This window comes from Chthonomonas sp. (assembly GCF_035294165.1).
Classification (GTDB): Bacteria; Armatimonadota; Chthonomonadetes; order Chthonomonadales; family Chthonomonadaceae; genus Chthonomonas.
On sequence record NZ_DATGLN010000059.1, the window covers coordinates 24,345 to 41,840 of the forward strand.

At 54.3% G+C, this 17,496-nt stretch carries 16 protein-coding genes and 3 tRNA genes; 5 read left to right on the plus strand and 14 right to left on the minus strand.

The window, feature by feature from the left end:
- Positions 1-66: 66 nt before the first annotated feature.
- A complete protein-coding gene (locus tag VKV29_RS02650; RefSeq protein ID WP_324199751.1) occupies positions 67-246 on the minus strand; it encodes a hypothetical protein in 180 nt (59 codons plus the stop codon).
- Between the two features lie 13 nt (positions 247-259).
- Complete coding sequence (locus VKV29_RS02655) at positions 260-1,165, minus strand: prepilin-type N-terminal cleavage/methylation domain-containing protein (RefSeq protein WP_324199752.1); 906 nt, start codon at positions 1,163-1,165, stop codon at positions 260-262.
- 271 nt (positions 1,166-1,436) lie between these two features.
- On the opposite strand from VKV29_RS02655, the gene VKV29_RS02660 reads away from it, so the two are divergent.
- Positions 1,437-2,813 carry a folylpolyglutamate synthase/dihydrofolate synthase family protein gene (locus VKV29_RS02660; protein ID WP_324199753.1) on the plus strand — a complete coding sequence of 459 codons (1,377 nt, stop codon included), beginning with the start codon at positions 1,437-1,439 and terminating at the stop codon, positions 2,811-2,813.
- Here the strand turns inward: VKV29_RS02660 and VKV29_RS02665 are convergent.
- The 3 genes from VKV29_RS02665 to VKV29_RS02675 form a co-directional block, all read right to left on the minus strand.
- Positions 2,810-3,691: a phytanoyl-CoA dioxygenase family protein gene (locus VKV29_RS02665; protein WP_324199754.1), complete on the minus strand. Its 882-nt coding sequence runs from the start codon at positions 3,689-3,691 to the stop codon at positions 2,810-2,812. The genes VKV29_RS02660 and VKV29_RS02665 overlap by 4 nt on opposite strands.
- 698 nt (positions 3,692-4,389) lie before the next feature.
- Positions 4,390-4,968, minus strand: a complete 579-nt coding sequence (locus tag VKV29_RS02670) for a hypothetical protein (protein ID WP_324199755.1) — start codon at positions 4,966-4,968, stop codon at positions 4,390-4,392.
- 326 nt (positions 4,969-5,294) lie between these two features.
- A complete protein-coding gene (locus VKV29_RS02675) occupies positions 5,295-6,059 on the minus strand; it encodes a sugar transferase (protein WP_324199756.1) in 765 nt (254 codons plus the stop codon).
- 303 nt (positions 6,060-6,362) lie between these two features.
- On the opposite strand from VKV29_RS02675, the gene VKV29_RS02680 reads away from it, so the two are divergent.
- Positions 6,363-6,435 (plus strand) — tRNA-Lys (locus VKV29_RS02680).
- A 54-nt stretch (positions 6,436-6,489) separates the two neighbouring features.
- Here VKV29_RS02680 and glyA read toward each other — a convergent pair.
- The 3 genes from glyA to VKV29_RS02695 form a co-directional block, all read right to left on the minus strand.
- Positions 6,490-7,881 (minus strand): serine hydroxymethyltransferase, encoded by a 1,392-nt coding sequence (glyA, locus tag VKV29_RS02685; protein WP_324199757.1) that lies wholly within the window; start codon positions 7,879-7,881, stop codon positions 6,490-6,492.
- Positions 7,882-8,000: 119 nt separating this feature from the next.
- On the minus strand, positions 8,001-8,330 hold the full coding sequence (locus tag VKV29_RS02690; RefSeq protein ID WP_324199758.1) for a hypothetical protein: 330 nt from the start codon (positions 8,328-8,330) through the stop codon (positions 8,001-8,003).
- A 106-nt stretch (positions 8,331-8,436) separates the two neighbouring features.
- Positions 8,437-9,378: a polysaccharide deacetylase family protein gene (locus VKV29_RS02695; RefSeq protein ID WP_324199759.1), complete on the minus strand. Its 942-nt coding sequence runs from the start codon at positions 9,376-9,378 to the stop codon at positions 8,437-8,439.
- Positions 9,379-9,495: 117 nt separating this feature from the next.
- Between VKV29_RS02695 and VKV29_RS02700 the strand changes: the two genes are divergently transcribed.
- Together VKV29_RS02700 and VKV29_RS02705 are read left to right on the plus strand one after the other, a co-directional pair.
- Positions 9,496-10,212, plus strand: coding sequence for a zinc ribbon domain-containing protein (locus tag VKV29_RS02700; RefSeq protein WP_324199760.1), 717 nt, complete (start codon positions 9,496-9,498; stop codon positions 10,210-10,212).
- A gap of 10 nt (positions 10,213-10,222) precedes the next feature.
- Positions 10,223-10,663 (plus strand): ribonuclease HI family protein, encoded by a 441-nt coding sequence (locus VKV29_RS02705; RefSeq protein WP_324199761.1) that lies wholly within the window; start codon positions 10,223-10,225, stop codon positions 10,661-10,663.
- Here VKV29_RS02705 and VKV29_RS02710 read toward each other — a convergent pair.
- From VKV29_RS02710 to VKV29_RS02735, 6 genes are all read right to left on the minus strand, one after another.
- A complete protein-coding gene (locus VKV29_RS02710; protein ID WP_324199762.1) occupies positions 10,660-10,992 on the minus strand; it encodes a 2Fe-2S iron-sulfur cluster-binding protein in 333 nt (110 codons plus the stop codon). The genes VKV29_RS02705 and VKV29_RS02710 overlap by 4 nt on opposite strands.
- A gap of 147 nt (positions 10,993-11,139) precedes the next feature.
- A tRNA-Cys gene (locus tag VKV29_RS02715) sits at positions 11,140-11,212 on the minus strand.
- Positions 11,213-11,245: 33 nt separating this feature from the next.
- Positions 11,246-11,317 (minus strand) — tRNA-Gly (locus tag VKV29_RS02720).
- A 142-nt stretch (positions 11,318-11,459) separates the two neighbouring features.
- Entirely contained in the window at positions 11,460-12,254 is a 795-nt protein-coding gene (locus tag VKV29_RS02725; protein ID WP_324199763.1) for a hypothetical protein, read from the minus strand.
- 23 nt (positions 12,255-12,277) lie between these two features.
- The gene (locus VKV29_RS02730) at positions 12,278-13,996 is read right to left on the minus strand and encodes a hypothetical protein (RefSeq protein ID WP_324199764.1); all 1,719 of its coding nucleotides are present in this window, start codon (positions 13,994-13,996) and stop codon (positions 12,278-12,280) included.
- 87 nt (positions 13,997-14,083) lie between these two features.
- Positions 14,084-15,169 carry a glycoside hydrolase family 172 protein gene (locus VKV29_RS02735; RefSeq protein ID WP_324199765.1) on the minus strand — a complete coding sequence of 362 codons (1,086 nt, stop codon included), beginning with the start codon at positions 15,167-15,169 and terminating at the stop codon, positions 14,084-14,086.
- Between the two features lie 1,534 nt (positions 15,170-16,703).
- Here VKV29_RS02735 and VKV29_RS02740 point away from each other — a divergent pair.
- Positions 16,704-17,324 (plus strand): hypothetical protein, encoded by a 621-nt coding sequence (locus VKV29_RS02740; protein ID WP_324199766.1) that lies wholly within the window; start codon positions 16,704-16,706, stop codon positions 17,322-17,324.
- The last annotated feature ends 172 nt before the right edge of the window (positions 17,325-17,496 follow it).

Genomic DNA, 17,496 nt, shown 5'->3' on the forward strand with positions numbered 1-17,496 from the left:
GGATGAGAAGAAGAGAAACAAGCAGGGTTGGCCCTGCTTGTTTCCAACCAAAAGATAGACTGTCGTTTACTTGTCTTTGTTTCGCTGGATAATGGCTTGCCGGCGTGCTGTCATCGTGTTGAGAGTGCTGCTGCTCAGTGCCGGTGTGGTGCGCATGCCTTGAGGAATGTCGGCAGAGTGACCACAGCCGCAGCAGAGGAGCGTGGATAACAACAACAGCGCGCGCAATCTATTTTTTTGTGTCATGGCGTTGCCTCCCTTAAGGGTTAACCGTTGAGTGAGAGTAAAGATCATCCACGGCTTGAGCGCAGGTTTCCCCATCGCTCTGAAGGGGATAGCTTGGGAAGACGGGCGTATTGCCGCCGATGGCGTAGTTGCCTACGGCGTCGGGGCTATAGCAGAAGTCAAAAGCATCCTGCTTATTGGCCGGCAGACCGACAAGCCCAAAGCCACTGTACTCGGCAGCTACAAACTTAATGGTTTTGGCGTGGCCGTCGGCGAAGCAGAAGCCGAGCATTTGCATATGGCGGATGTTGCTTGTGCTAAACCCATCCGGCAGGGTGCTGAAGATGTTGTCTGTAGTGATAGAATAGGTGGGCGTATCATAAGAGTCGCCAAAAACCGCTAGGGAGGCTGGGGTGGTAAACTCGGCTATTTTTCTTCCCGGGCGGTAGGAGTTGCCAGGGTTACCGGGGTCTGGTTGGTCGGGGCCTACCACGCCGTACCCACCATCGCTTACCAGGCCTTGGTTATAGCCGTAGCCGAGACAGATATGGCGCGGGTTCTCTCCATCTTCACATCGAGGCTTACCGTTGCTTCTAAGAGGCCAATCGCTACGGTCAGGGCAGTAGAACATATCTACGTTCTTAATGTAAGGCTGTAGGATAACGTAGTAATCTTGGGTGATCAGCCCGTTAGGGTTGGTTGGAGTCTTAATACCTCCAGGAAGTTTAACGTGCGAGACCATCGGCATGGTCTCATCATAGTCTTGTGTGTACATGATGGTGGCGGTGCCGATTTGGCGGAGGTTGCTAATGCAGGTGATGGCACGCGCCTTTTCGCGCGCTTGCGCAAAAACGGGGAACAGAATCGCTGCCAGTATCGCTATTATCGCGATAACCACAAGCAGCTCAATGAGGGTAAATCCGCGAGCGAGTCGTCTCATCGTGTCTTCTCCTTTACTCCATAAGAGAGTTTTTTTGTGGGCAACCACCTTACGGTGCCTTCCACGAGAATCATTATAAGACGCTCCAGGTTAAATTGATGTTAAATTTCCATTAAGAAAACATTAAGAGCTATACAGCATCATGCAGCCCTTCTTCCGCCTATATGAGGGACTAGGCCACATGGTGATGAGGGCTAGTTGGTATGGAGGTGCATCCGTCGGGTAAGATGTTAAGCGGCACTTTGGACGGCCAGATTTTGGAGGAGAATGGATGGATTTTGAAGAGGCAATAGCCTACATGTCGAGCCTCCTGCGGTTCGGATGGAAGTTGGGGCTTGACCGTTTTGAGGCTTTGTGCGAACGTTTGGGGAATCCGCATCGGCGCTACCGTGTAATCCACATAACGGGCACAAAAGGCAAAGGCTCGACCACCGCGATGGCTGCAGCTATTTTACAGGAGGCCGGTTATCGTGTTGGCGGTTACTACTCGCCCTATGTGTACGACCCATGCGAGCGCGTGATTTTGAACGGCGAGAAGATTCCTCGCGAGGATTTCGCGCGGTTGGTCACCCACATACGCCCTTATATCGAGGAGCTGGCCTGCAGTCCACACGGCCAAACTACCGAGTTCGAGCTAAAAACGGCGCTCGGGTTCTGCTATTTTGCGGAGCAGAAAGTGGATTGGGCCTGTGTAGAAGTTGGTTTGGGAGGGCGTTTGGATGCCACCAACATTGTACAACCCGACGCCACGGTGATCACCAACATCGGTCTCGATCACATGCATATTTTAGGCGACACCCATGCCAAAATCGCCGCCGAGAAGGCAGGCATTATTAAGTGCGGCATACCCTGTTTCACCGCCACCGATCATCCTGACGCTTTAGAGGTCATTCAACGCACAGCCCTTCAGAAGGAGGCGCCCCTGGCACGTGTTTTGTCCGGAAAAGCCACACAGCCCACTTACGATCCCACTCGAGTGATTTGGCAGTTGGAGGTCTCCGAGGGGGCGTCCGATTTAGAAAAAGAGACGGCCCGTGTAACCATTGCGACACCGACCCGTCTCTATACAGAACTAGAGGTGCGAATGGACGGCATCTATCAACGCGCGAATGCCGCCTGTGCAGTGGCCGCTGTGGAGAGTGCGCTTTTGCGTCAGGGAGTTCAACTTGACGAAGAGGCCGTACGAAGAGGCTTGGCACGCTGCACCCTTCCGGGGCGGATGGAGGTAACCAAACTGACCAATCAGCGTGTTTTGGTGCGGGACGGCGCGCATAACGGCATGGCGGCCCAGGCGCTGTTAGGGCCTGTGGACGCCATTTACCGACGCGAAAATCTCAAGCGCATCCTCTTCGTGACCGGCATGTTAAGCGGTCATGACCCCGATGAGGTGCTTTCTCTCTTCGCTGCTAAGGCCGCTCACGTCTACTGTTCGCAACCCGACTGGAAGCGCGCTCTGCCTAAAGAGCAGGTGGCCGAGGTCGCACGGCGCTACTGTCCGTCGGTGACCATCCACCCCACCGTGCGGGACGCTCTGCAAGCCGCGTTAGACGACTCTCGTGCCGGCGACCTCATTCTCGTTACCGGCTCTTTCTACACCGTTGGTGAGGCACGTGTGGAGGAGATAGCCGGCGACCAGGTTCTCTTTTAAGCCACCGGTGTTTGTAGAGCGAAGTTGCGCGGCACAATATTTAAGCGGTAACGGCGCCAGTAGTACTTGAAATCCTCGTTCTGCCAGCCTTCGTATATCTGCTCCCAGCTTAACCGCCCATAGTGGGGCATCAACGAATCTTCCACTATCGGTTGGGAAGCGCCCTGGTAACGATAGTCGCTCGATATGCGCAGACGGTTGTGGGTGCGATTCGGCAGGGCGCGATGGACGGTATAGCTATGAAAGATCAGCACATCGCCCGCTTGCATGTCGCTGGCATGCCAGGTGAGGTTCAGCTTTTCCGTATCTACACGCAGCCCTCCCGGCCCCGTTGCCGAATAGACGGGCATAAGCCCGAAACGATGCGAGCCTGCCAGAACCGCCAAGACCCCTAACTCCACAGGGCAGTCGGTAAGGGGAATCCAGGCCGTGTAGGTTTCTGGTGTTCCTTGAATGAGCGGGTAATCCTGATGGGGAGGTGTGCTGAAGAACTCGGTGGCAGGAAACACAATGCGCGCGATGTTACGGGGATGAACAAGCACGGTTTCTCCAACGAGGGCTTCCATAAGCTGTAGGAGTTCGGGGCGATGCGGGAGCGCATGAAAACTCTCCTGTTTTTGGAGTGGGTCGTAGACTTCCCACCAGGCGTCGCTGCCCTCTAAACGCGCCGAACCTTGGGCAAAGCCTTGTTGATCGGCCCATCCGTAGGTCTGGCATAGCTCGATGATGATGGCATAGACTTCATGCACCACGTCCTTAGGCAGCAGAGAAGAGAGGTACAGATAGCCCTCCTCCTGCATTTGGCGCTGCAAAGCCTCTGGGTTGAGCAAGAGGTCGCTGGAATCGCGAAAAGGATGAAGCTCCTGCAAATCCGTCATAAGGTTGCCCTCCTTAAGTGTAGCTGACGACAAACTTCCACAAGGCCATTTTCGTTTCCTGCTATTTTGTTTGTTTCAATCCTCACTGAGGGGGAGGGCGTCGGCCTTGACGCCGAAACGCCGGTGCCACCCCGATCAAGCAATGAGCGAGCATCCAGGCAAGGTTTCAATCCTCACCGACGCCGAAACGCTCCATATCACCCTCAAGGATAGTTTGATCGATCAAATCCAGGCAAGGTTTCAATCCTCACCGACGCCGAAACGCCGGTGCCACTACCAAGCATACCACCATCTCTTCCGAGATGGTGGTGTTTCAATCCTCACCGACGCCGAAACGCCGGTGCCACGTCAACTTACTCTCAAAATAAGGGCCACATACAACCCTTTTCCGAGGAAGTCAACACTTATATTATAACACATTCTCTCATGCAAGTGCGCGGATCCCTCTCTCAAAACTACTTCACTTCCGATCCGCGCAACAAACAGAACATGACCGTTGTTCAAACCATACCCAAATAGAGGGATAGGACAAGGCCTACCCAAACAACATTGGCGCACATACCTGTCAGCGATTTGCAAACCACTCCTACTGTCCAACAGCTTGCGGAACTCTGCTCCTAGCCTTGATTGGCCTATAAACCAAAAACCCCTTAGATCGTAAACGACCTAAGGGTTCTGGCTTACAGGCAGAAAAGAAGTTAACTTGCGATGTGGCTCTCTTGGAGGTTCGACTCCACTTTCGCACGTGTTTTCTGAAGGCTTGAAGCGCTTACGAAAGTGCCCAAGCAAGCATCGGCCAGGGGGAAGAACACGTTGAGGTTCTTCAGCATGTATTTGTGGTGAATGCGATGGTGCTCTTTCACAAAAGTGAAGGGCCAGCGATTTTCAAACCAGCGATTACCTGGGATGTGCATGCAGTAGTGGAAGTACTCGTAGATGGCGTAGTAGGTAGTGACGGCCGCCAGCCCACCCCACAAACTTTGCCAGCCCGTAAGCGCTTGAACCGCCCAAAACAGAGGTGCATGGAAGGCCAGGAAGAGCACAAGAGCAAACCAGTTCATGGCCACATGGTCTTTCTCTTGGCCCTCTTGCCACTCGTAGGAGTCAGGCTCATATTTGTAGCGTTGATGGTGAATGAGCTGATGCGCACGGAACGTGCTTTTAACGAAGCGTGGCGAATGGAACAGATACTTATGAAACGCCCACTCGAAGAAGCTTCCATAGAGGAAGTAGAAGACGAAGGCGAGCGCCTCCTGTCCCGCGAAGTTCCAATTCATAAAGGTGTTTTTCCCTCTCTATATCCACTACATCGGCTCCTACAGCAGTTTGCAGGGGAACGATGCATACTCAACAGTACTCGGTTGCGCCCCTAGATGTTAGCCGGCTGAGAAGAGGCGTGCGGCTTTCCACTCGGGGCTCAGCTTCCGAGTAGAAATATTATACCCCAATAATAGGTGAAAACCGTTCTTTTCTGTATAGGTGGCGGGCATCACTGCGTGGGGCGGGAAGATAACGGCTATTTGCAGATAGCGTTGTGGTACATAAAACTCAAAAGCCCTCTTGCCTAAAGAGGCAGAGGGCTGAGTGGGTAGAAGAGGGGCAACTAGTGGGCGCCGGAGCCGGTGAGAACGGCGGGAATGGTTTGCAGCAGAATTTTCACGTCGGTAAGGAAGGACATGGTTTCAATGTAGAGTAGGTCAAGCTCAACCCAGCGCTCAAAGCTGATGTTGCTGCGTCCGCTCACCTGCCAGAGACAGGTGAGGCCGGGAAGAACGGCCAGACGTTGGCGGGCATAGTCGTCGTACTGTTCAACCTCGCTAGGGATGGGAGGGCGTGGGCCTACAATGGACATATCGCCTTTGAGCACATTGATAAGTTGCGGTAGTTCGTCAATGCTAAGCTTACGTAAAATAGCGCCTACGGGGGTCACCCGAGGGTCGCGTTTCATCTTGAACACGGGGCCGTTGGCCTCATTCAGGTGCAGCAATTGCTGTTTCTTCTGTTCCGCATCTACGCACATCGAGCGGAACTTATAGCACCAGAAGTAGCGCCCGCCTTTGCCGACGCGCACCTGTCGGAAAATGATGGGTCCCGGTGAGGTAAGGCGAATGAGAAGCGCTGCAAGCAGCATGATAGGCGAGAAAAGGATGAGCGCTAGTAAGGCAACGACGATATCGAAGGTGCGCTTTAGGCGTGCGTAAGGCACCTCTTTGCAGGGGAAACGCGGATCTACATAGTCCTTGGCAAAGCGGTAGGTCTCTTGCTCATAAGAGGGTCGAAAAGCGTAAGACCGGGCTTTTTGGCTCTCTGTCAATTCCGCGCGTTCCTCTTGAACTGCAACGAAAGGCGAGGCATTGTTTCGACTCATTACTCCCATCCTAAACTTTCCTCCGCACGCTATCTAGTTCTGTTCGATACGCTCTCACTAAACCTTAATGCAATTTCCGTGCCAAATTTACACGTAAAGCGGCCATTTTGGGGAAAATCCAGAAAAATTTTTTTCTTGCGTCCTTTCTACGGCCAAAAACTCGCCCCAACAACGCCCAAAAACAGTTAGTTTTCGGCAGTCGTGCTCTTTTTCTTTAGGATATGATTCGAAACAGGAGGAATTTAATGGGGCTTATTGACAGATGACGAGTTCAAAGGGTACAATCCAAAAACTGCGAGCCTTGAGAGCATAGCTCAGGTGGTAGAGCAACGCCCTTTTAAGGCGTGGGTCCTGGGTTCGAATCCCAGTGCTCTCAGAAAAGAAAACGCGGAAGGGGAAACCCTTCCGCGTTCACTTTACGTCGCCTTTGTTATATATCAATCCCCGGCACGGGGAAATTCCCACCGGTGCAGAGGGCACGCACCTCCTCGCGAACCTCTCGTAGTTTGGCCTCGTCGAAGCGATACTCTCCTCCCACTTTCGTGCAGGCGGCCGCCACGCGATCCATCCAATCCGCGATCTGCACCATCTGCTCTTCCTTGAACCCCCGGGTGGTAACGGCGGGGGTGCCGATGCGCAGCCCGGAGGGGGAGAAGGGCTTGCGTGGGTCGTTCGGCACCGAGTTAAAGTTGGTTTCGATGCCCGCCATATAGAGCGCCTTGGCAAAGGGTTTGCCGGGAATTTTACGAGAGCGCATAACATCTATGAGGATAAGATGGTTATCCGTGCCGCCCGTTACCAGTACAAAGCCCCTATCTAGCAGGGCTTGTGCAAGCGCCTTAGCGTTCTTTACAATCTGGTGTGCGTAGGCACGAAACTCCTCGGTAGCTGCCTCCGCAAAGCAGACGGCGAGCGCCGCCATGGTGTTCCCATGCGGGCCGCCCTGAAGACCGGGGAAAACGGCTTTGTCTATGCGATCGGGCAGGCGTTGCGACGGATCGTCTTTCATCGGCTCGTCTTTACACAGGATGAAACCGCCTCGCGGCCCGCGAATCGCTTTATGCGAGGTGGAGGTAACCACATGCGCGTAGGGAACGGGGTCTGGGTGCACGCCGCCGATAATGAGGCCGTTGATGTGCGCGATGTCGGCCACGAGATAGGCATCCACCTCGTCGGCAATGGCGCGGAATCGGGCAAAGTCCCAGTAGCGTGGATAGGCTGTGCCCCCCGCAAAGATCACCTTGGGACGCACGCGCTTCGCAATGGCAAGTATCTCGTCATAGTCCAGCATTCCCGTTTCGGGGTCCATGCCCCTAACACCCTGTTCTTCGTTGTATCCGTAGAAATGAGACTTATAGAGCATCCCGCTGAAGTTGACGTTCCACCCATGGGTGAGATGGCCGCCGCTTGGAAGGTGCATTCCGAGCACGCTGTCGCCGGGGCGCATAAGGGCGAGATAGGCTGCCTGATTGGCCGGCGAGCCACTCAGCGGCTGCACGTTAGCGTGGTCTGCTTTAAATAGCTGTTTTAGGCGCTCACGTGCCAGCTCTTCTACGGCATCTATGATCTCGTTGCCTTCGTAATAGCGTTTCCCCGGATAGCCCTCCGAATATTTGTTGCAAAAGGGGGTGGCCATCGCCTGCATAACAGCTGCCGATGTGTAGTTTTCCGAAGGAATGAGACGCACGATCTCGGTTTGGCGCTGCACTTCGCGCAGGATGAGATCGTACAGAGCGGGATCAGTTGCACGAACAGCCTCGAAGGCGGATGCTGTTGTGATCGGGGGGTTTTCGAGGCGCTCGGAGGTTTCAGCAGGCAACATTAAGAGACTCCCTTTCCAAAGCAAAATAGCGACAAAAAACCGAACCGGCTTTTGTCTGTTTCATTCTACCTAGCGATGGGCTGAAAACGCAAACCTTTGCGCCCGAATTTGCCATCGCCCTAGCGTTCGGATGGCGTCTCTGTGCTGCCGTGATGACCGGAACAGAGGAAGAGGTTAATACCCTTTTGGGTGATGAGCGATCCGGCGAAGGCCATAATCATAAGCAGAACCACACGGAACAGCAACCATCCAAAACGCGCTGCGATGAGAGCCAGAGTGGGATCGGTTTTGGGGTTACCGGTGAAGTGTAGATCAAGCGCCGCCGAAGCCGGTGCGGTAAAAAGCCCGTAAGCAATATAAAAGACCCAACCGAGCAGCCCAACGCCACCCAGAAACACAAGCACTCCTAAAACGCGCCCCACAAGGCTACCGCGCGTCTGCAACTTCACGGCTCTTTCTCCTGTATGAAGTGTGGCAGCCATGTCTCCATCCCATACTTGCACAGACGTTTATCCCTCCAAATAGGTTCTCCGTTAACCGAATTCTATTGCCCGCTTAATTCGACTGCGAAACCTTGTATTCCTTCTTAGTACGTACTTTTACGACACTCTGTGGCGCCGAATCGGTTCCACACGAGGCAACCTCAGGGCCAAAATAGGGATCGCCTTGTTGCCGCAGAAACTGAACCGCTGCAAGGCGCGGCTTAAGCGGCAAGTGTGCTATCATCTCCGAAATGGTAACGACGCGATAGCCTTTCTTGGCCAGGCCCTTCAGAATAGTGGGAAGGGCACGTGCCGTATCCGGATAGTCGTGCAGCAAGAGAATGCTGCCGTTCTCTAGGCGGTTAAGCGTTCGATGTACGATAAAAGATACGGACTCGTCGGTGACGAAGTCTTTGGCGCCTACGGTGTAGCCCACCACGATATAGCCCATCCGTTTCGCATCTGCAAGCACCCTATCGTTGTAGTCCATCCCCGGTGGGCGCAACAGATAGAGATGTTGACCGGTGATACGACAGAAAGTGATGTCGGCATCGTTGATCTCATGATGCCGTTCGAGGGGGGAGAGACGCGGGAGACGTAGGTGGGTGCTTGTGTGGTTGCCGATCTCATTGCCCTCTGCAAGCGTCTCGCGCACTAGGTTTGGGTAGGCCGCCATATTCTCTCCTACGTCGAAGAAGGTGGCGTGCACATGGAAACGCTGAAGAGTGGCTAGAATGGAAGGCAGGCTTTGGGGGTGGGGGCCGTCGTCAAAGGTGAGGGCTACCTCCGGCAGTTGGTGGTTTCCGTGAAGCAGCAGGTCTTGCTGAGGCAGGTAGAGGTCTTCGTTATGCCAGCGACGCCACCAGTAGAACGGATCAAGCGTATCTTTCCAGCTTATTGCGCGATGTTCATTATACCATAGGGCGCCTGTGGCACCTGCGATGAGCAAAACGCCCACGATGAGCCAGCGCAGAAACGATCGGTTAGCATGTAGGTTCGGTATGTTGGAAGGCATGGTTTCATTATATCTTGAAGGGGCTGCAGGATGCGATGCCTCCAGCGTCGAATCTATGCAAGAATCATAGAGAAGGATAGATGAGGCAAGTTTTGGAGAGGATAAAAGCAAGCTGGCATGGGAATTCAAACTGAATTGGAAGCCTTGTATCGCCTACAGGAGATTGACAACGCGATAGCCGACCTACGCAGAGAATACGCTCGGTTAGATCGTGGGGAGGCCGAGCGCAAAGCGTATGAGGAGGCGAAAGCGGCATTTTCTACACTTCAGGAGACCGTAAAGAAGTTGGAGACCGAACTGCGCGACGCCGAGCTAGAGTTGAAGGGGGTCGAGAGCAAGCGGGCGCGTGAAGAGGCGCGATTGAAGAGCGGTGCCGTGCGTTCTCCGCGTGAACTGCAGGCTCTAGAGGCCGAAGTGGAGGCTTTAGGCCGGCAGAGATCGCGCCTCGACGAGAAAGTTCTGATGCTGATGGAGGCTTTGGAGCAGCGACGCACCGAAGAAAAACAGGCCCGACAGTCGCTTTCTGTTGCGGCCAAACAACTGCAATCTAAAATAGATGCTTTCAACACGGCGGCCACTCGAATGAAGTCCGAGTCGCAAGAGCTTGCGGAGGCGCGTAAGGAGGCGCTAGCGAAGGTGCCATCCAACCTCTTACGCACCTACGAGCGTCTGAGGGAAACGAAGGAGGGCGTGGCGGTGGCTGCCGTTATCAACGGTATCTGCACGGCCTGCCACCTCACGCTGCCGACCAACACGGTAGACCGAGCGCGCCGCTACGAAACGTTTGTCTATTGCGACAACTGTGGGCGTATTCTCTATGTGCCGGAGGATTAAGGAGAGAGCGGTGGTTCATAAAGTATGCACGGCATATGTGGATGGGGCGGCGAAGGGCAACCCCGGCCCGGCAGGCTTAGGAGTGGTGCTGTTAGATGACAATGGCAACACACTGCGCGAAATAGCCGAGCCTCTTGGCTGCACGACGAACAATGTGGCCGAATACCACGCGCTTATTCGGGCGCTTGAGGAGGCGCGGGCGCTGGGTTGCGAGCGCATCCGCATCTTTACCGATAGCGAGCTGATGGCGCGGCAGATCGAGGGCACCTATCAGGTAAAAACAGCCCATCTTTGGCCGCTCTACCAGCAGGCGCGGTTGCTCATGGGGCAGTTTAAGGAGGCCACACTCACATCGGTACCACGTGAGCAGAACAAACGGGCCGATATGCTCTCCAAAATCGGGGTTAGCCAAGCGAAGACGCAGTCTGCTTGCAATCAGCAGGCGGTTTAGGGGCGCGGGCGGGGGCCGGGGCTTACTCCCTCAAGATGTGGCGGCCTTGGCGGAATGCGCACGGTAAGATCGCTCTCTACTCTAATCTGGCACGAAAGCCGATAGCGTTCGATAAGGCCAGGCTCTTTCATAAGGGCCGTCCGCTCTTTCTCGCCCATTGGAGGCGGTGTGCCCTCTACGATCTCCACGCGACAGGTGGTACAGCGTGCCTGTCCACCGCAACGGTGCAGCATGGGCACGCCGTTGTCTTCTAAGGCCAAAACCAACTTTGTGCCGCTGGGAACCTCGAAACTTTTTTCATTGTCTCCAATAACGGTAATATGGGGCATTCCCTCCTCTTCCCTTGTAGAAAATGATGCAGTCGTAGGATACCTGAATTTGAGTGCGAGCGCTGAAACGAAACGGGGGCTTAGAGGCGATGCCGATGGGTGTGTGACATTTCGATGCGAGAGCCTGTAAGATGGAAAGCACGGAAAAGGGGCCGACCAGAATCGAACTGGTGAATCGCGGTTTTGCAGACCGCTCCCTTAGCCACTTGGGTACGGCCCCTCGTCTGTAGACGCCGGACTACCGACGCCCTAGAGCGGGAGACGAGACTCGAACTCGCGACATTCAGCTTGGGAAGCTGACGTTCTACCACTGAACTACTCCCGCACAGCCATTTTCATTTTACGCCGAATCGAGGCCGTCTGTCAAGTTGCTTAGGGCGTGCACACCGAAGAGCAAACGCCGAATCTGGTTCTTCCATATAATAAATACCGTTCTTAAACCTCACAAATTCCGACGCCTGGGGTCGCTAAAGCGCGTGGTCGGGGCCATCCACATCTATATGGGCGAAACAGCGGTCACCCTTTAAAAACTCAATGCGCCCTTTGAGGTATCTCAGGCGAATCGTGCCCGTATCCTCCAGCTCAATACAGGTGCCCTCGCTCAGACGAATGGGGTTTTGGTGGGCGTGCACACCCACGTCGAATTTCCCACCGAGGTCTAAACCGATGGCTCCAGAACCGTTTAGCCCAATACCTCGCTCAAAACCCCCACCTCCATCGTGAATCTGAATACCATATTGGGCTTTTTGGGGGCCTTTGGCCTGAATATTTAGCCCGATCGCTAAGGTGGCCTCCGTTCCTTGATAGTGGTTGCTCACTTCGATGTTGCAACCGATGACCACAGCACGGGAGTGGGTGAACACTTCTGAATGTAGTCCCGTAGACCATCCCGGCCCGTATTTGTGCAAGCGTGAGCAGACCACGCAGGCATCGCCTTCTGTGTGGTGCGTCTCTAGACTGGCGTAGAGCGTCCAAGGGTAGGAGCGTGCTCCTTTTTCTTGATGGATCAGCGAGAGCACTTCGTGGGTCTCGGCGCGGCCGTTATTGTTGTCGCCACGTTCAAAAAGGATCATGGTATCGAGCGGCTGTAGGGGCGGGTTGCCGAGTTGCATATGCGCATGAAGAGGCGGCCCTGACGCACTCAGAGAAGGGGGTGATGGCGAGCCGTTCTCTTTTTGCCGAAAACGCAAAAGGTAGGCCAGAAAGCCCCCTCCCAAAAAACGTCGTCGTGCCACCGACGTGGTAAAGAAAGGCCAAGGCATGGGTGTCTGCTCCTTAGAGGAAGTTAAAAGTCGCTCCCACCGAAGTCCGAGCCGCCGCTATCCCCTCCGAAATCGGCGCCGCCGGTATCGCTGCCGAAATCCACACCTCCCGTATCGTTGCCGAAGTCCACGCCACCGGTATCGGTGCTAACATCGGGGCCGGCTCCGAAGTCTACGCCGCCTGTATCTATGCTGCCCGTATCCGTGGCGTCGTTGCCGCTGAAATCTACGCCACCGGTATCCAACGTTACCGAGTCCGTGAAGGTGGTATCGGGAAAGATCGGCTCAAACATCTGCGCCGGTGGAGCAACCTCTATGGGGTCTACAAAGACCGGATAGGGAATAGGATCGGGTGGAGAGAGCAGCGAACCGAGGAGAAAGCCCTCGAAGAACCCACCGTCTGAGGCGTATACGGGAGCGTAGGAGACGGTGGGGGCGTAGTAGTCGCGATAGGGGTCGTAATGCGGCGCGGCGTACCAAGGCATAGCTTTTCCCCCCACCGATACCGTCCGGATTTGGGGAACAGCGCCCTGTTGAACGATGCGTACATCCTCGGCACAGGCAAGCACTTTACGACGCTTGCCCTCTATGGCAATGGTGATGGGCGTCAACTCCGAGAGGCGAGCCGGTCGTGAGCAGAAGAAACAGACGGCTCTCTCTTCGGGCGGAATCTCATCGGGAGGCGTTAGGGTCGCTATGGGAGCGGCTTTAGAGGGGGCATTGGCCGGCGTAACCCGATAGTCCGTGCCCTCTACGGCCATGACCACGCCCGTACCTCCCGTTGCCACGTCAATCTGTTGTCTGCAGAGCTGAACCTGTTGCAGCGCCTCTTGCAAAAGCGCCTCGGCACGCCCCCAATCTTGCGGGTTTGGTGAGGTGCGCAGAAGCTGTACGGCTTGCGCATCTAGCTCGGCGGCACGCTGGCGCGCCTCTTTGGCCGCCTGAGCCGCCGAAGAGGCCGGGAGAAGGTCGAGATAGTTATCGGCATAGGAGATATTCTCCACAATTTGACGATGCAGCCGTTCTAAGCGCTGTTTAATGGCGGTCTTTATGCGATTTCGCTTTGTAGCAGAGGCGATCAGGGCTGCAATCACCATGAAGATCGCCAGTATGATAAAGATGATCATCGGCAAGGCAAAAATGCCAAAAACATCTACCGGAAAGCCGAAAGATGGCGGTTCTGGCATGGGCATGGCGGTTCCTCCGAATGTCGGTGAGGGCGGGGCTGCTGTCGGTTGAGGAGAGGCGGTTGAGGTTGCCTCCGCCGTTTGGATGAGGGTTTCGACCACATCCTTCAGGCCCTGAGTGGGGTTCGTTTGAAGCTCAGAAAGGTGCTGCCGCAGCACCGTCTTTATCTGTGTGCCTGAAAGAGCCGATGAGCTGGCGGAGATACCTTGTTTGGTTTCGATAACGAGCAGCCCACGACCTAGCTTCAACCAAGCGTGAAGCGCATGGGTATAGGCATCTCGCGTGCCAAACGCCCGGGCCTGATTCGGCAATCGGGAAAGCACGGCGATCTTAACCGGCATATCACCGGGGGCGTTACGCACGACCTCCCGAAGTGTTTGGGCATCCACATCGGCGCGGCGGGTACGGCCTACAAATACATCCTGGCGTTGAAGCGCGCGGGCGAGGGGGTCTTGTGAGAAGTTGGTAGGCTGAGAAAAGGCGTTGATGGTGGCAAGTAGGCCAATCAACAGCAGCCCCAAAGCAAGCGCCCTCTTTTTTTGTTGCGGCAGCATGGCCTGCTCCTTTCAAAACACCGCAGCTTTGTTTGAGAATACGGAACGGATAAGCCTGCGGTGTCATCGCCCCTCGCCCATGTTGGCTTAAATCACTTCTAGGCCATCACGGTCGGGTAGAGGTGGGAATGGTGCGTGAGGTTCTCGCTGATACCACCACACGGTGGAGGAGATATCGTCTTGTAGAGGAAGATAGCGGCCTCCACTGCGCCACCCAAGCGCTTGAATGGTGACACGGATGTCGTTTTCAAAGCGAATGGGGTCGGGAATGTGCCATCGGTACATTCCGTGGCGCTGCTGCGACTGGTACATACCGCCTTCTCCGGCCATGATCACCTGGGGCATTCCGAGGAAGGGAGTGGAGTAAACCCCATACTGTCCGGGGGGGTGTTCAAAATTCCAGGCCCCGCCGAAATAGTCCTCTGTGCCCGTTCCGACAATAGTAGCAAAGTCGCCGTCGCCATCGAGGTAGAACTTCATTTCGCCTTCACCCCACCAGCCGTTATTGTTGACCTGCCAGGCCAGGTAGGTGCCCACATAGTGCCCCTGTCCCTGAACGCCGTCGAGCAGGGTATGAACCTGTTTATAGGGAAGGGGGTTTGATCGGCGGAACTGGGCATGAAGGTACCCTGCCTCCTCAGGAACCTCCGTGAGGGCATAGGTAATCTGGTAGTAATAGCCATGGCAATCTTCATCCCATAGGTTTTCGATGGTGATTCGGGCTGACCGGCGAAACGGCATCGGCCAGTAGGAGTTGAAGCCGCCGGCGGGGTTCACGGCGATAGGAAGCGAGTTCACATTACAGCGTCGGCACCAGCCATTGCAAAAGAAGTCGCCGAGGGGGGTTTCGATGGAGGGGGTGGGTTCGTCATCCCAGTAGGCGCGAAAAACGAGGCGACGCCACCAGTCCGGGTGCACCGTGTTCCAAATATGTTGGAGGGTGCCGGGGCCTTGAATTTCGGCAAGGGTTACGGTGGTTCGAGCCGGAAGGGTGATGCAGGGCGAGACTTTCCAGCCTTGTCCCAAGTCTCGTGCGGCACGTGCGCCGGCTCCTTCCGTGGCCATGCCCCCCTTACCTTTTTCTCCGGTGGGGTTTTCCGCGCTTATCGAGCGCGTTTTGGCGTGAGACAGCAGAAAGATGTTATGGAGCGCAGGTCCCCAAAAAGGTTCCATGGTTACCTCTCATTCTGGGAAAATTTTAGCTCTATTTCGTTGAAAGGCATCTCATTTCCTGCAGAGACTTGGAGAGATAGCCCTCTGGTTCAAGCCTGCAAGCGAGGCAACTTGCCGAAACGCTTTCCTGTTCTCATCCGTCTACAATCAAAACCGATTGTCAACTTGCATCACAAGGCAGCTTATCAAGCCGTAAAGCAACACGCCAAATACGATGGCAGTCGGCTTTGGTACGTCGGAATGTAGGCGGTTACGTCAACGATGTGGACGGGAACACGTTAGGCGGTGGGGGCGCAGCCGTGTGTGGGACAGCATTTAATGTGCATGCGCTCGCAGACGATGCATTTGCAGCACTAATGAGCTGACGAAAGGAGAAGCCCTGTGCACTATCCAGGTCAACGCAGACTCGCTTACTTGTTTCTAATCGCTTTGTGTTTCCTGATCGTCTTGGGGTTACTGACGCTCTTACTGCCTTTAGGCGACTTATCTTGGTCGCCACAACATGGAGCGACTAGGCAATATGGCGACAAATTAGGATTATTATGCCTTGCTTTCTCGCTTATCATCCCCTGTTACCTAGCCTTACGTCTCCCTAACGCGATTGGGACAGTAGTTAAACTTTCCTCCGACGGACTAACCGTGCGAGGTCTTGTAGGAAAAGCCCGCCGTCTTCCTATTACCGAACCCATCTGGGCGGAGCGCTGGCACTTTCCCCATTGCTATCGTATCCACGTAGGGAACAACTGTTTCTTCCTCAATCTGAATTCCGTACGGAAGTAGCCGAGAGCAGCCTGCCGGATAAAGCAGTCGCTCCACAATCAGATGAAGCGGAAGTTACGGTCTTTGCACGAAGCTACGCTAAGCGATTCGATCAGCGTATTCAGAAAACATTGTTGGCGGTCGTATTGGAGTTCGTGTTTTTTCTTGGTTTGACTGAGCACCTGGGGGAGTATTCCAGCATTTTCTCGATCTGCCAAAGGCATGGCTACTAAGATTACTTGTGCTAGTGGCTTTATGTTGCGTCGTAGGCACGATATGGATGGGTTGGAAGAAAACACAAGATGATCTGCTAGCGCTCTGTGGCGAACTTCAAAGAAGCCTTGAGCGGGGTGCATTGGAGAAGCAGCAAGATATTTTGGCCACAGCACTGGTGGCCTTACGATATTGTACAGGGGTTGAGGGAAGGCGGCAATGGTGGACTTTAATTGAGCAATATATCTTTACGGGATGGGGTAGGAACCCTGAGAGTCCTCCCTTCAGATGGGATTTGGTATTTTATTGAAAAGATTGCCTTATTCGCATGTTATGGTCAAAAGACGGAGTTCGTTGTAACTGTTTTGCGAGGGATGTGTCAGCTAGGAGGTCAGGATAGGCGCATAGCAAACTATTTTTTCTACCGACTGGCAAGTCTGCGCTTCACTGTTTTGGAAGAGGCAGTACGTAAAGAAGCCGAACAATGTTGCTATAAACTACTACCCATACAGCTATCTCAGGCAAGTATGATGCAGACATAGAGTGCAGGATGTTTCTATTTATGGTCAGTTGTGGACTGTACATGCGAGTAAACGCTAAGAACGGTGCTGTAGAGGATTCCCTGATAGAGTGGTTTCAAGATAGGCGTCTTATTCTGCTCCAACATCTGAACCAACCTAACTTTACCCTACGCGCTCTCTCCTCACAAGCACGTGCAAATCTGTATTATCTTGCGTTAAAGGGTTGTTTCTATGAGCTATGGTTCCCCGTAACCCTGCAGGTGTTGGCGCTGCTAGAACAGGAAGGGGATAATCCAGAAGGGGATCCTGCCCCGTTGGAAGGCTTTCTAGAACAATTCCAGTTGAAGCTTGTTAGCAACTTGCCCTTTGGGGCTAAAGACTGGGTGGGGCCTCGACGAGCGGAGTGGATACGAGCCTATCCTCAAAGCGATTTAGCCGGACGGGTTCGCCTCTGTCGCCAAGCGATGGAGGCCTATGTGGAATGGTTTTGGCATAGAGAGAAAAGGAAGATAGGGCTGGTCGTTCCTGCTGCTGCACCAGAGGAAATCAACACCTTGTTACAACCATATCAGCGTTTTTATCTAGAAACATCCCTTCCTCTAAGGGAGCCTCCAGGCGAGCGCTCGGTTAATGAATGCAAGACAGGTGAACAAGACCTTTAGCAACTGATTTTATGATAAAAAGCATAGCTGCAGAAGGAAATAGGGTGGTTTTTGTTGAAGCAACAGTATAAACATTTGCGCTTTGCATAGAGGCAGTCCAAAAGTACGATGTATACGGTATGGTACGGAGTGGTCAGGCGGGGAGCAGCAGTCAGAAGTATGTGGGGAGTTT